Source organism: Bacteroides congonensis (assembly GCF_900130125.1).
Lineage (GTDB): Bacteria > Bacteroidota > Bacteroidia > Bacteroidales > Bacteroidaceae > Bacteroides > Bacteroides congonensis.
On sequence record NZ_FQXY01000010.1, the window covers coordinates 1 to 15,278 of the forward strand.

Genomic DNA, 15,278 nt, shown 5'->3' on the forward strand with positions numbered 1-15,278 from the left:
GCATCGGTTTCTTCATGAGCCATCCGCTCCAGGTCATAATGATGTTTTTTAAGTAATTTCACCAGATAGGTAGGCGTGCCCGTTTCAAACCAATAACTGCCGAACTCCTTGCGTTTGAAAGCATTAAGCAGGCTGAACGGATTGTACATACCTATAGAATTGTGTGTAAAATGGTAGCCGTCATAAGACTTTCTCAGTTCCTCACAGAGTTCATCATACGTTATTCCTCGCGCTGCTGCAAATTCATGGAGTTCTGCTTCCAGATTTTCGTGGATTTCACGTTCACTGACACCACAAATTTCGACATACTCATTCCACATTGAAATATCATCCAGATTGTTCAAGTCACTGAACACACTAATTTTGCCAAATTTTGTTACACCGGTAAGCAGGGCAAACTTAATGCAACCGTCCTTCGTTTTGAGTGCTCCATAAAATGGCTTCAAGGTATTTCGGAATTGTTTTTGGAGCTCTTCATTACCAATGGCTTGCAGCATAGGTTTGTCATACTCATCTACCAGAATAACTACACGTTGCCCCGTCTTTTCGCAAGCACGCTGAATGATACCGGCAAAGCGCAGAGAAAAGGATGTCTCGGACGGACGGGTACCATATTGGCTTTCCCAATATTCAAGGTTATCATTCAATATTTTATCCAGACTTTCCGGCGTATCATACTTCTCAATATTAAGATCCAGATGCAATATAGGATATTTTATCCAATCCTTTTCCAATTTCTCTACTGCCAGTCCTTCAAACAGTTCCTTTTTTCCTTGGAAGTAAGCCTCTAAGGTAGAGATGAGTAAACTCTTTCCGAAACGCCGCGGACGACTCAGGAAGTAATAGCTTCCGGTTTTTACCATTTGATACATCAATGCCGTTTTATCAATATAGAAATAACCGTCATTACGAATCTTTTCAAAATTCTGAATACCAATTGGATAAATTTTATTGCTCATATTCTATTCTTTTTATAACAAAGACACCTGTTATGCAAAGATAGATATTTTTAAGAGAACTATTTCCCATAACAAGGTTAAAAGATTCTTTTCCGCAAAACGACACCAATTGCATGCCCACGCGTTTCTAGAATAAAAAAACAAAATCATTTCTCATATTCTCATAGGAAAGAATATTCATCTGATTACCAACCTCATATATTATGAGAATAAAATTATTTACATGTATTTCTCATGATTTTATCAAGAAAATACGCTTAAAATAATGCATTTCTCATCCTATTACCGGCATTTCTCATGCATCAAAAATAGTATTCTCATAGTCTGATCATCAAGGCTTAATGAACTGTAGTAAAGCTACCGTTCATTTTCATTATAACTAGCTGACAGTCAAAGATTATGCTACTGTAATCAATAGATTTTCAATAAGACATCTCTATCGTTGTACTCTAGTAAACAGGCTCGTGCACTAGAGTGCACAGGTCTATCTACTCGAGTGCACCGGCCTGTTCACTGGAGTGGAATAATACGAATGAAGGCAGGAAAACACAATAATGTCTGTTATGAAAGACACGCCATCTGCCTACTCAACATACAAACTACGGCTATATTGACCCATACATATTAGTATCCTGAAACAAGGTCAAGCATAATATACAGCATGAGAAATGCGAAATAAAGTATGAGAAATACCTTCTTTGAAGGCACTTTACAGCTATAAACTATGAGAAATGCATGTAAACATTTTAATTCTCATAGCCTATACATCTAATTATCAACCGAATACTATTCTCCATGAGAATATGAGAAATGATTTTGCTTTTTTCGCATAGAGGGCGCGCGCTGAATTCGCTCAATAAATTCGATATCTTCTATATTTCTTATTTATAATTGCTAATATTCTTTCTTCTCTTTGTTTCTATTGCTATATTTGCTCCGTATTATCTGACCACATTTTTAAAGCTCTAAAAAGAGCTTTCTTCTTGAGGAAGATTTCCCACATTTAATTAAGCATTCCCTACTAAGAGTACAGGATGGTTAAGATGATGAAACGAACATCCTGTCGGCACATACACATAAGTGCAAATACAATGTTTGATGGACTATCGTAAATACATAAATAAAAATATAAATGGAATATAGACTGAACAGATACATCAGTGGATCAGGTTATTGCTCGCGAAGAGAGGCTGACCAGTTTATCAAAGACGGGCATGTAACCATCAATGGTAAACGTGCAACTATCGGAATGCGCATATTGCCGGGTCAAAAAGTTGAAGTACGCGGAGAGCTTATAAAAAATGAGATTGAGCCCGTGTATATCGCATTTAACAAACCGGCAGGAGTCGTCAGCACAACAGATGTTTCTGACAGAAGCAATATTATCGAGTACATAAGTCACGAACAACGCATATTTCCTATCGGACGTCTGGATAAAGACTCTCAGGGCTTAATCCTTCTTACGAACGATGGAGATATTGTCAACAAGATATTGCGCGTGGGCAACAATCATAAAAAGGAATATCTGGTAAGAGTAGACAGACCCATCACCAAAGAGTTTCTCACCAAGATGGCAGAGGGTGTTCCCATTCTGGACAGGGTAACCCGCCGTTGCGAAATCAAAGAAATCAATCCTTACACCTTTCAGATTTCTTTGGTTCAAGGACTTAACCGTCAAATCCGCCGAATGTGCGAGTATTTTGACTATGAAGTGGTCAAGCTGGAACGCATCCAGATTATGAACATCAAATTAGGTAATCTGGGGCAAGGGAACTATAGGGATTTGGCTCCCGGAGAACTGGAAGAACTTTTTGACTTATTGAACAAGTCAAAAGATATAGTTCAAGCCAGGAAACCCGCCAATAGCAACAAGGCGATAAACAGAGCCTTGCAAGGGTATGACATAAAAACGAATTACCGCAAAGCCAATATTGTCTCCAAACAAGCCCAAAAAGCAAAAGCTGACAAACCCTTGAGCACATCCACTGAGGGTATAGACAGAGAGCAAGTGAAGCTAGAGACGACGATAAAGAAGAAGAAAAAAGGAGGAAGCGGGCTTCGGGTTGGAAAGTCAAGAGTAGTAGAAAAGAAAACGCAGCCGCCCAAACAGAACTCACCGATCAGAAAAGGAAGAAAGGTTTGATGCCGCATTGACATACATCCCCTCTTTGCCAGCACGGACGAATGGCAGATGAGGGGATTTTTTTTGTTAAAACTATCGCAATCACGAAACAAAAGCAACCGCAGTCTGTTACATAGGCAACTTAAACATAGTAACCTAAACATAAAAATTATGGCTAGAGAAAGTGTAAAAATTCTACAAGGAAAACTAGATGTAGAAAGTTTGATCGCACAGTTGAACGCAGCATTAGCTGAAGAATGGTTGGCATACTATCAATATTGGGTAGGTGCATTAGTAGTGGAAGGTGCCATGCGTGCCGATGTACAGGGTGAATTTGAGGAACATGCCGAAGAAGAGCGCAGACATGCGCAACTGCTCGCTGACCGTATCATCGAACTGGAAGGAGTTCCGGTGCTTGACCCAAAACAATGGTTCGAGTTGGCAAGATGCAAATATGACGCTCCGCAAGGCTTCGATTCTGTCAGTTTGCTGAAAGATAACGTCGCTTCAGAACGCTGCGCAATCCTTCGTTATCAGGAAATTGCCGACTTTACCAACGGGAAAGATTTCACGACTTGTGACATCGCCAAACATATTCTTGCCGAAGAGGAAGAACATGAACAGGATTTACAAGATTACCTGACAGACATTGCCCGGATGAAGAAATCGTTCCTTGAAAAGTAAATTCTAATATAATAATGATTAGGTAAGAGAGGGTGTATCCTATAAGAGGATATTCCCTCTTTTATCTATATAGTGCTATAAAAACAAAACTATTTTAGAGTAAATCAAGAAGAAATCTTTCTTTTTTCGTATTTTTGTCCCAATATGCACGTTTAGTCCGACATAGATAACGAACATTAGCAAAAAAGAATGAAAGTAATTGATTTAATACATAGCAACAAGAAAACTGCTTTTTCTTTCGAGATCCTTCCACCTCTGAAAGGAACGGGAATAGAAAAGTTATATCAGACAATTGATACGCTTCGGGAATTCGACCCGAAATATATCAATATCACCACCCACCGCAGCGAATACGTTTATAAAGACCTCGGAGGCGGATTGTTTCAGAGAAACCGATTAAGAAGGCGTCCGGGAACGGTTGCCGTAGCCGCTGCCATTCAGAATAAATACAATATCACGGTCGTTCCACATATTTTATGCAGCGGTTTCACACGCGAGGAAACGGAGTATGTGTTGCTCGACCTGCAATTTCTGAATATCACGGAATTGCTGGTGTTGCGTGGCGACAAGGCGAAGCACGAATCAGTATTCACACCGGAAGGCGACGGATACCATCACGCTATCGAATTGCAGGAACAAATCAATAATTTCAATAAAGGCATCTTTGTAGACGGTTCGGAAATGAAAGTCAGCAGTACTCCGTTCTCTTACGGGGTGGCCTGCTATCCGGAGAAGCACGAAGAAGCTCCGAATATCGAGACCGACCTTTACTGGTTGAAGAAAAAAGTGGAGAACGGGGCGGAATATGCCGTAACACAGTTGTTCTACGATAACAGGAAATATTTTGAATTTGTAGAGCAGGCGAAGGCGGCAGGTATCAATATACCGATCATTCCGGGAATCAAGCCGTTCAAAAAATTGTCCCAACTGAGCATGATTCCAAAGACATTCAAGGTGGACTTGCCGGAAGACTTGGTGAAGGAAGCGTTGAAATGCAAGAACGACGCGGAAGCCGAGCAAGTAGGCATTGAATGGTGTGTAGCCCAGTGCAAGGAACTGATGGTTCACGGAGTGCCGAGTATTCATTTCTACTCTATCGGAGCAGTAGACAGTATCAAAGAAGTAGCCAAAATCATTTATTGATATGTTTTTCAGAGACGTAATCGGACAGGAAGAAATCAAGCAACGGCTTATTCAGGAAGTGAATGAGGGGCGTATTCCACATGCCCAGCTTATCTGCGGCCCGGAAGGGGTCGGGAAAATGCCGCTGGCTATTGCTTATGCACGTTATATCAGTTGCACCAACCGGGGCGGGACTGATGCCTGCGGTGTGTGTCCGTCCTGCGTGAAATTCAATAAGCTGGTGCATCCGGACGTACATTTCGTATTCCCTATCGTGAAAAGCGCGAAGGGAAAGAAGGAAGTATGCGATGATTATATTGCCGACTGGCGGCCGTTTGTCATCAATCATCCTTACTTTAACCTTAATCACTGGTTGGGTGAGATGGATGCCGAGAACTCACAGGCATTGATCTATGCCAAGGAGAGTGATGAGATTCTGAAAAAACTGAGTCTGAAATCCAGTGAAGGGGGATTTAAGATTACGATTGTGTGGCTACCGGAAAAAATGCATCCGGTATGCGCCAATAAACTACTGAAATTGCTTGAAGAGCCACCGGAAAAGACGGTTTTCCTGTTGGTATCGGAAGCGCCGGATATGATTCTGCCTACTATCCTGAGCCGTACCCAACGCATGAATGTACGGAAAATCGACGAAACAAGCATCAACCGCGTATTGCAGACGAAATATAATATTTTGCCCGCCGACAGTGTTTCCATCGCCCACCTGGCAAACGGAAATTTCATCAAGGCGCTCGAGTCTATTCATCTGAATGAAGAGAACCAGTTGTTCTTTGAATTATTTGTCAGCCTGATGCGGTTGTCTTATCAACGGAAGATCAGGGAGATGAAAATGTGGAGCGAACAAGTGGCGGGCATGGGGCGTGAACGCCAGAAGAATCTTCTGGAATATTGCCAGCGTATGATTCGGGAGAATTTCATCTTCAACCTGCATCAGCGCGACCTTACGTATATGACTATCAACGAACAGAATTTTGCAACCCGCTTTGCACCTTTTGTCAACGAACGGAATGTGATGGGCATCATGGACGAACTGAGCGAAGCGCAACTACATATAGAACAGAATGTAAATGCCAAAATGGTATTCTTCGACTTCTCGCTGAAGATGATTGTACTGTTGAAGCAATAATAAATATATAAACTATGGAATATAAACTTCATAATGGGAGCGGCGGCCTTTGCTGCAAAGGGTGCTCCCGACAAGATAAGAAACTGAACACCTACGATTGGCTGGCAGACATACCGGGCAACGCGGAAGAGAGTGACATGGTGGAGGTGCAGTTTAAGAATACCCGGAAGGGATATTACCGCAACAGCAATAAAATCAAACTGGAAAAGGGGGATATAGTTGCCGTTGAAGCTGCTCCGGGCCATGATATCGGTGTAGTAACGCTGACAGGCAGACTGGTTCCGCTGCAAATGAAGAAAGCGAACTTCAAGGCGGATACGGAAGTCAAGCGTGTCTACCGGAAAGCCAAACCGGTGGATATGGAGAAATTCAACGAAGCCAAAGGTAAAGAACATGCTACGATGATTCGTGCGCGTCAGATTGCTTTGAATCTGAGCCTGAACATGAAAATCGGAGATGTGGAGTATCAGGGAGACGGCAACAAGGCTATCTTCTATTATATCGCGGACGAACGTGTGGATTTCCGCCAACTGATTAAGGTATTGGCAGAGGCATTCCGTGTACGTATCGAGATGAAGCAGATTGGCGCACGCCAGGAAGCGGGACGTATCGGCGGTATCGGCCCTTGCGGACGCGAGCTTTGCTGTGCCACATGGATGACGAGTTTCGTATCGGTATCTACCAGCGCAGCCCGTTATCAGGACATTTCACTGAATCCGCAGAAACTTGCCGGACAATGCGCGAAGCTGAAATGCTGCCTGAACTATGAAGTGGACTGCTATGTGGAAGCTCAAAAACGCCTTCCTTCCAAGGAGATAGAATTGGAAACGAAGGATGGTACTTTCTATTTCTTCAAGGCGGATATTCTGAGCAATCAGATTTCTTATTCTACAGATAAGAGCTTCCCTGCTAATTTGGTTACGATTAGCGGTAAACGTGCTTTTGAGATTATCTCCATGAATAGAAAAGGGATGAAGCCGGACAGTCTGGTCGAAGAAGAGAAGAAGCCGGAACCGAAGAAGCCGGTAGACTTATTGGAACAGGAAAGCCTTACCCGCTTCGACCGCAACCGGAATAATAAGGATGGCGGAAACCGGAATAACAAGAAGAAGAAAAAAGGAAATAGCAACAATAACAACCGCCCGCAGCAACAGGCAGAGGGTGGAAACCGTCCGCAACAACCTCAACGGGAGAATGACAACCGTCCACAACCGTCAGAAAACGGAAACAGAGGGGAAAGGGAAAACCGACCGAGAAACAATAATAATAACCGGAACAGGGGACAGAATCAAGGGCAGAACCAGGGACGGAATAACGACAACAGACGACCGGAACGCCCACAAGGACAAGAACGTCCGCAAAATCAGGAACGTCCGGAACGTCCGCAAGGTCAGGAGCGTCGTCCCAAACCGGAAAGACCGGAAAGATCCGAAAGACCGGAAAGAGAAAGACCTGAACGACCGGAAAGAAACCCAAATCAGGAGAAACCGCAGAATCATAATGAAAAGCCTTCTCAGGAATAGTTTATTTGGTCTGCTCACTGCCTGCATGGCAGTAGCCTGTAACGACGAGAATACGATGTATCACTCTTACCAATCCCTTCCCGATGAAGGGTGGGGAAAGAGTGATACACTCTCTTTTCAGATTCCTGTCACGGATAGTATTCCCACGACTTTCCGGCTGTTTGCGGAAGTTCGCAACAGGACGGATTATCCGTATCATGACTTGCATTTATTTATCAGTCAGAATATGCCGGATTCTACAGTGTGGCATACGGATACTATCGCCATCACCCTGGCAGATTCTAGCGGCAGATGGACGGGAAAAGGATGGGGAAGCATTTATCAGTCGGAGACATTCGTTAAATCCGTGCGAACTTTGCATCCGGGTAATTATACCATTAAGGTAATGCACGGGATGAAAGACAAGAGTCTGCAAGGAATGAATGACGTAGGAATACGGGTTGAAAAACAACACATAGATAATTAGAAGCTCTTTTTAAAGCCTTCTGCCCCGCCCTGCATCCAAACGCAGGAAAATAAACAGCAATATCGTAAAGCCCCACAAGGAAGACCCACCGTAACTGAAGAACGGCAATGGAATACCGATAACCGGTGTCAATCCCAACACCATACCGACATTAATAAACAGATGGAAGAGGAAAATGCTGACGACAGAGTATCCATATACCCGCCCGAAAGTAGAGGGTTGTCGTTCGGACAAGAATATCAACCGTAAAATCAGAATCAGGAAGGCTATCAGGACAGCAGCCGAGCCGATAAATCCCTGCTCCTCTCCTACTGTACAGAAGATGAAGTCGGTATCTTGTTCGGGTACATACTTCAATTTGGTTTGCGTGCCGTTCAGGAAACCTTTTCCCGTCAGTCCGCCGGAACCAATGGCAATCTTGGACTGGTTCACGTTATATCCTGCTCCCGTCAAGTCTTCTTCCAAGCCCAGCACCACCTTGATACGGATTTGCTGATGCGGTTCAAGTACATTATCAAAGACATAGTTACTGGAATAAAGGAATCCGATGGAGCCGATAGTGAACAAGGCGATTAAGAAGTAGGTGCGCTGACGCTCGCTCAATGCCAAATATATCAGATAGCCTACTACGACAGCACAAAGCCCCCATTGCACCCAAACCAGGCTGAAATGTACCCAGTATTCCGATACTAAGTAGGCGATTAATAATACACCCAGACTTCCGCCAATGATGTTGCGGGTAGGTACGGCTTTCTTACGATATACCCATACCATACCGCCGGCGAATAACAAAATCAAGAGTAATACGATAAATTCCCCCAATGGTGTGGGTGTGTCGGCAATGAACACTTCGTCGAAACGGATGCCGACTACGAAGTAGATTACCGCACAGACTCCGGCAAAAAGCACCACTCCCGGCATTCCTTCCCGGTAGAGAACCAAGAAAAAGGCGAGATATACCAAGGCAGAGCCTGTCTCCCGCTGACCGATAATCAATAACATCGGGAGAAGGATTATCACTCCCAAGACCAAGGCACACTTTTCCTTCTTGATGCTGAATGAGTAGGCGTTCATATATTTGGCCAGCGCCAGGGCCGTGGCAAACTTGGCAAATTCGGCGGGTTGCAGGCTGACCGGGCCCATCACGAGCCAGGAACGGGAACCTTTCGTGTCCGGCGCAATAAAGATAGTGACGATAAGCAAGAGAATCATCCCTATATATATAATGTACGCGAACATATCATACATACGGTCTTCCAACATCAACAGCACAAATCCAAGTCCGAAGGAACAGATAATCCATACGAACTGTTTGCCGGCACGGGTAGAGAAATCGAGGAAGTCGCGTTCGCCATAATCATAGCTCGCCCCGCAGACGCTAAACCATCCACCGACAATCAGGAGCAGGTAAATGCAAATCGTTACCCAGTCCAGTGTTTTCCACAAACTATCGTTCCTCGTTACCATACAATATCACTCTGTTACTAAATTCTTCCGCTCTCAACTCGTTCTCCGGCGAGAGCTTGCCTTTCAAATACTGCTCCATCATCAGTGCCCCGAAAGGAACTCCGTATGTAGCACCCCATCCACCGTTCTCCACATAGACGGCGATAGCTATTTTCGGTTTGTTCATCGGCGCGAAGCCCATAAATACCGAGTGGTCGTGACCGCGATTCTGTGCCGTACCCGTTTTTCCACAGGCTTCCAAATCCGGAACCATCATGGAAAGCATTCGGCAAGTACCACCCGTAGCGGCGGCACGCATACCTTCCACCACCGACTCGTAATGTCTTTTTTCGATAGTGGTATAGCGGGGAGTACGGTAGAGACTGTCTATCTGATTGTCCTGGATTTCCTTCACGATATGCGGTGTGACGAAATATCCCCTATTGGCTATCGTTGCTCCCAGGTTTGCTATCTGAAGCGGGGTGGACAGGATTTCTCCCTGACCGATGGAGATACTGATTACGGTCAGTCCGTTCCAGTGCCCGCGATAGGCTTTGTCATAGAATTGCGCGTTCGGGATTAACCCGCGTTTCTCACCCGGCAAATCGACTCCCAGTTTGTAGCCGAATCCTTGCGAAACCATATGGTCTTTCCAAACGGTGATGGCATTCTGCGGCGAACCGTACTTGCGGTCACCGAACATACGGAACAGCCCCCAACAGAAGTAGGAGTTGCACGATGTAGCGATGGCAGGTATCAACGGAATCGGTGCTCCGTGAGCATGGCAACCTACCGTCAGTCTGCCGTAATGAAAACCACGTGAACAAGGGAATGTAGGGCTTTGCTCGGTGATGATTCCTTCCTGCAGGAAAGTCAAGCCTTGCGCTGTCTTGAAGGTAGAACCCGGCGGATAGACACCCATCAAAGCACGGTTCAGCAAGGGTTTCATCTTGTCGCGTTGCAACATCAGGTGGTTCTTACCCCGTTGACGGCCGATCATCAAATGCGGGTCATAGTTCGGCGAGGATACCAGGCAGAGGATTTCTCCGGTTTCGGGTTCGATGGCTACGATACTTCCGATTTTATTCTTCAGCAAACGTTCACCCAACATCTGCAAATCAATGTCCAGGCTTAGTGTCAGGTTCTTGCCGGGGACGGATGGACGGTCGTATTCACCATCCATATAATGCCCCTGAATACGGCCATGCGCATCACGGAGCAGGATTTCAATTCCTTTCTCTCCGCGCAGGTACTTTTCATATGATTTCTCCACACCCAACTTTCCGACATAGTCACCACGGATATAGTATCCTTCTTCATCCGCTTCCATTTCTTTGGCGGAAACTTCTCCGATGTCACCCAAAGCATGTGCGGCGGCATTGTAAGAATATTGGCGGATGGTACGCCGCTGAATATAGAAGCCACGGAACTTGAACAGTTTTTCCTGAAAGACGCCACATTCTTCTGCCGAAAGCTGCGACATAAACAGTTGGTTGGTATAACGGGAATATCCCGGATTGCGGCGACGGTCTTTCATGTCGCTCATTATCTTCAGGAATTGGGCACGGGTGATGTTCAATGACTGGCACAGGTCGAGCGTGTCCAGATTCTCCACTTCTTTCGGAACAATCGAAATGTCATAGGCAGGCTGATTGAATACCAGCAGTTTGCCTGTACGGTCGTAGATAGCTCCGCGCGAGGGATATTGAATCTTATTCAGGAAAGCGTTGCTGTCGGCATTCTTTTTATAGTCGTCCGTCGTTATCTGCAACACGAAAAGCCGTATCAGATAAATGAGAACAATGGACAGGGCAATGCCGCCGATAACAAATTTGCGCTTCTCTAATCTATAATCTTTTGCCATCTTTACTTCCTTATACCTTCAACAGCCACAATACAAGTTACAGTCAGAATGGTGCAAAGTAACACCCGCAGCAGCAACAGCCAAATGCCGGAAAACGAGAAGAACTCAATGGAGAGTAATGCCAAACTATGCACAAAAACACTTGCAGTAGTATATTTAAGGAAAGGAGTGATTCCCATCGTCTTGAAAGAAGGAATGAAACTATCCAGGTTGTCACGGGGAGTAAACAGACGCAGCAGGGAAGGACGAAGGAAAGCGAGGAGCACGGTAGCAGCCGCATTCATCCCCGGAGTATCGGCAAACACGTCGATGGTGAGTCCGAAAAAGAAGGCCCACAGCATCAGTTCATTCCGCGAAGTGCCGGAGTTGAACTTCAGTATAAAGTAAATATAGAGAAAGGGAGTAGCGTATCCCGCTATATGTACGTTATTCAGGATAAGCACCTGAAGAAGTACCAGTCCGATAAACCATCCGATTCTATGTATATAGGTGATAATCATTCTTTTGTCGCCTTGTTTTCAAGTTTCTTCTGTTCCTCCTGACCGTTGCGCGCTACTACACGGACATCACCGAGCTTGCCGAAATCGGTAGCCAGTTTTATCTTCAACAGGTAAGACAGCCCGTCGTTGGAGTCGGACATATCATCTACCGTACCCACCATAATACCTTCCGGGAATACGGTTGAGAAGCCACTGGTCACTACGGTATCTCCCAAATTAAATTCCGCGTGACGGGGCAGGTCTTTCAGATAGGCATAGCGCGAATCTCCATGCTCCCACTTCAGATAACCGAAGTAATCACTGCCTATAATCTTACAACTTATATTGGACTTGCTGTTCAATACGGAAATCACGACCGAATAAGAAGGAGACGTCTCGTACACAATACCTACAATTCCGTTGCCGTCTACCACTCCCATCTCGGGGCGGATGCCGGAAGAAGAACCTTTGTCAAGGGTTATGTAGTTATCAGGCAGTGTCAAGCTGTTCTTTATCACATGCGCCTTGAACAGTTGATAATCATTCTGCGGCATCTGACGGATACTGTTGACAGTCACCGAATCGACCTGACGCTCTTTCAAGGCTTTCTCCAGATTCGTGATTTGCTGCTCAAGCAACATATTACGATCCAACAAGTCTTCATTGACCGATTTCAGATGAAAATAAGAGGTAATTCCTCCCGAAACTTCATAAACCGCCCCCACAACCGTATTGGCAGAAGTAAAATAAGTACTCTGCTGATAGCGGTTGAACCGAAATAACAAAACAAAACTGGCTACCTCTAATATGATAAAGAGGAACCAGTAATTGTATTTCAGAAGGAAGTTTATTAAATTCCTCATCCCTGATTTATCTCATTAAGAAGGAGAAACGGTCTACATTCTTTAACGCAACTCCTGTACCTTTGGCAACAGCGTGCAAAGGATCTTCCGCAATGTGGAAAGGAATATTAATCTTGTCAGTCAGTCTCTTGTCCAGTCCACGGAGCAGTGCGCCACCACCGGAAAGGTAGATACCATTGTGCACGATGTCAGCGTAAAGTTCGGGCGGAGTACATTCCAACGCGCTCAAGATAGCCGTTTCAATCTTCGAGATTGATTTCTCCAGACAGTGGGCTACTTCCTGATAGCATACGGGTACTTCCATCGGAAGGGCTGTGATACGGTTCGGGCCGTGAACAATATAATCTTCGGGAGCACCTTCGCCCAGTTCGGTCAAGGCAGCGCCTACGTTTATCTTGATACGTTCCGCCATACGCTCGCTGACTTTCACATTATGCTGACGGCTCATGTATTCGCGGATATCTTCAGTCAGGTCGTCACCGGCAACACGGATAGAGTTGTTGGAAACGATACCTCCGAGGGAGATAACGGCAATTTCCGTAGACCCGCCACCTATATCGACGATCATGTTTCCTTCCGGTGCTTCTACGTCGATACCGATACCGATTGCCGCAGCCATCGGTTCGAAAATCAAGTAGACGTCACGTCCGCCGGCATGCTCGGCCGAGTCACGAACGGCACGGAGTTCGACTTCCGTACTTCCCGAAGGAACGCCGATCACCATGCGAAGAGAAGGTGAAAATAAGTGGTTACGGGTATTTACCCGTTTAATCAATCCGCGCATCATCTGCTCGCAAGCATAGAAGTCGGCAATCACACCGTCTCTCAACGGACGGATAGTGCGTATGTTTTCGTGGGTCTTTTCATGCATCAACTTCGCCTTTTCCCCAACGGCAATCATCTTATCCGTACGACGATCCAAGGCTACAACCGAAGGCTCATCCACCACGATTTTTCCGTTCGTGATGATGATGGTATTGGCTGTGCCCAAGTCCATCGCAATTTCTTGTGTAAAAGAAAACAATCCCATTCTTTATTCTTATTATTAGTGTTTAAAATGACGGATACCGGTAGTAACCATCGCCATACCGTGCTCATTGCAATAAGCGAATGACAGGTCGTCTTTTACCGAACCTCCCGGTTGGATAACAGCCGTAACACCTTCCTTATCCGCAATTTCCACACAGTCGGGGAACGGGAAGAAGGCATCCGAAGCCATCACTGCACCATTCAGGTCGAAACCGAATGATTTAGCTTTTTCAATTGCTTGTTTCAATGCGTCTACACGTGAAGTCTGTCCTACACCGCTTGCGAGAAGTTGCTTGCCTTTCGCCAACACGATGGCATTGGACTTGCTGTTCTTCACGATTTTGTTGGCAAACAACATATCTTCTACTTCTTCCGGAGTAGGAGCTTTGTCTGTCACGGTTTTCAGGTCGGCTACCGTTTCAATATTAGTATCTTTATCCTGCACCAATACGCCGTTCAGCAAGGCGCGGAATTGCTTCTTCGGCAATTTGGCTTCCTTACGGACGAGGATGATGCGGTTCTTTTTCTGCCCCAGGATTTCGAGTGCATCCACGTCATAATCCGGTGCGATAATCACTTCGAAGAAAATCTTGTTGATTTCTTCGGCTGCTTCCTTGTCGATAACACCGTTGGTAATCAGCACGCCGCCGAAAGCAGAAACAGGGTCACCTGCCAATGCGTCTTTCCATGCATCCAATACGGTAGGGCGTGAAGCCAGACCGCAAGCATTGTTGTGCTTCAGGATAGCGAAAGTGAGGTCGTCGAATTCGTCGATCAGATCAACGGCCGCGTTGATGTCGAGAAGGTTGTTGTAAGAGATTTCCTTTCCGTGAATCTGGTCGAACATAGCTTCCAGATTTCCATAGAAATACCCCTTCTGATGCGGGTTTTCACCGTAGCGGAGTTGCTTTTGGTTGTTCACCGAGCAACGGAAGGCAGAGCCTTCGCCTGCATCGAAATAGTTGAAGATAGCTGAATCATAGTGGGAAGAAACGGCAAACGCTTCTTTTGCCATCCAACGGCGTTCTTCAAGTGAAGAAGTGGCGCCATGTTCCATCAACATATCCAGCAATGGTTTGTATTGAGCCTGTGAAGCTACGATGATAACATCATTATAGTTCTTGGCTGCGGCACGAATCAATGAGATTCCGCCTATATCTATTTTTTCAATAATGTCTGCTTCGGATGCGCCGGAAGCTACGGTAGCTTCAAACGGATACAAGTCTACAATTACCAAATCTATTTCAGGGATTTCATACTTCTCAATCTGTTGCATATCCTGCTCCAGTCCACGGCGACAAAGGATACCTCCGAAGATTTTCGGATGTAATGTCTTTACCCGACCACCGAGGATAGAAGGATAAGTGGTCAAATCTTCCACCGCCTTACAAGGATATCCCAATGATTCAATAAACTGACGAGTTCCGCCTGTTGACAGAAACTCTACTCCTTCTTCATGAAGTTTGGTAATAATTTCTTCCAAACCTTCTTTGTGGTATACAGATACCAGTGCAGTTTTTATTCTTTTAGATTCTGACATTGAATTGCCTATTAAGTATTTGATGCGCAAAGTT

General features: G+C 45.2%; 13 protein-coding genes. 6 read left to right on the top strand and 7 right to left on the bottom strand.

The features are described 5' to 3' along the window. Positions 1-959: ATP-binding protein (locus BQ7997_RS11650; protein ID WP_159436760.1), on the bottom strand; the 959-nt coding region annotated here is incomplete at its 3' end. Between the two features lie 1,132 nt (positions 960-2,091). Between BQ7997_RS11650 and rluF the strand changes: the two genes are divergently transcribed. From rluF to gldH, 6 genes are all read left to right on the top strand, one after another. Then, entirely contained in the window at positions 2,092-3,102 is a 1,011-nt protein-coding gene (gene rluF, locus BQ7997_RS11655; RefSeq protein WP_083589221.1) for a 23S rRNA pseudouridine(2604) synthase RluF, read from the top strand. Positions 3,103-3,252: 150 nt separating this feature from the next. Continuing rightward, positions 3,253-3,765: a ferritin-like domain-containing protein gene (locus tag BQ7997_RS11660; protein WP_022137137.1), complete on the top strand. Its 513-nt coding sequence runs from the start codon at positions 3,253-3,255 to the stop codon at positions 3,763-3,765. A 189-nt stretch (positions 3,766-3,954) separates the two neighbouring features. After that, positions 3,955-4,908, top strand: a complete 954-nt coding sequence (gene metF, locus BQ7997_RS11665) for a methylenetetrahydrofolate reductase [NAD(P)H] (protein WP_073346601.1) — start codon at positions 3,955-3,957, stop codon at positions 4,906-4,908. A gap of 1 nt (position 4,909) precedes the next feature. After that, positions 4,910-6,034 carry a DNA polymerase III subunit gene (locus tag BQ7997_RS11670; RefSeq protein WP_073346605.1) on the top strand — a complete coding sequence of 375 codons (1,125 nt, stop codon included), beginning with the start codon at positions 4,910-4,912 and terminating at the stop codon, positions 6,032-6,034. Between the two features lie 14 nt (positions 6,035-6,048). Then, positions 6,049-7,557: a PSP1 domain-containing protein gene (locus tag BQ7997_RS11675; RefSeq protein WP_073346608.1), complete on the top strand. Its 1,509-nt coding sequence runs from the start codon at positions 6,049-6,051 to the stop codon at positions 7,555-7,557. Further along, a complete protein-coding gene (gene gldH / locus BQ7997_RS11680; RefSeq protein WP_073346610.1) occupies positions 7,535-8,023 on the top strand; it encodes a gliding motility lipoprotein GldH in 489 nt (162 codons plus the stop codon). The genes BQ7997_RS11675 and gldH overlap by 23 nt, the downstream gene beginning before the upstream one ends. Before the next feature lie 9 nt (positions 8,024-8,032). Here gldH and rodA read toward each other — a convergent pair whose 3' ends face one another. The 6 genes from rodA to purH are packed head-to-tail and all read right to left on the bottom strand — an operon-like array spanning position 8,033 to position 15,244. Then, the gene (rodA, locus tag BQ7997_RS11685) at positions 8,033-9,490 is read right to left on the bottom strand and encodes a rod shape-determining protein RodA (RefSeq protein WP_073346613.1); all 1,458 of its coding nucleotides are present in this window, start codon (positions 9,488-9,490) and stop codon (positions 8,033-8,035) included. Further along, entirely contained in the window at positions 9,471-11,333 is a 1,863-nt protein-coding gene (gene mrdA / locus BQ7997_RS11690; protein ID WP_022138793.1) for a penicillin-binding protein 2, read from the bottom strand. Before mrdA ends, rodA begins: the two co-directional genes overlap by 20 nt. Before the next feature lie 2 nt (positions 11,334-11,335). Beyond that, positions 11,336-11,833: a rod shape-determining protein MreD gene (gene mreD / locus BQ7997_RS11695; RefSeq protein ID WP_022138792.1), complete on the bottom strand. Its 498-nt coding sequence runs from the start codon at positions 11,831-11,833 to the stop codon at positions 11,336-11,338. Beyond that, complete coding sequence (mreC, locus tag BQ7997_RS11700; RefSeq protein ID WP_022138791.1) at positions 11,830-12,675, bottom strand: rod shape-determining protein MreC; 846 nt, start codon at positions 12,673-12,675, stop codon at positions 11,830-11,832. The genes mreD and mreC overlap by 4 nt, the downstream gene beginning before the upstream one ends. A gap of 7 nt (positions 12,676-12,682) precedes the next feature. Next, positions 12,683-13,705 (bottom strand): rod shape-determining protein, encoded by a 1,023-nt coding sequence (locus BQ7997_RS11705; protein WP_022138790.1) that lies wholly within the window; start codon positions 13,703-13,705, stop codon positions 12,683-12,685. Positions 13,706-13,720: 15 nt separating this feature from the next. After that, positions 13,721-15,244, bottom strand: a complete 1,524-nt coding sequence (purH, locus tag BQ7997_RS11710; protein WP_044656293.1) for a bifunctional phosphoribosylaminoimidazolecarboxamide formyltransferase/IMP cyclohydrolase — start codon at positions 15,242-15,244, stop codon at positions 13,721-13,723. Between the last annotated feature and the right edge of the window lie 34 nt (positions 15,245-15,278).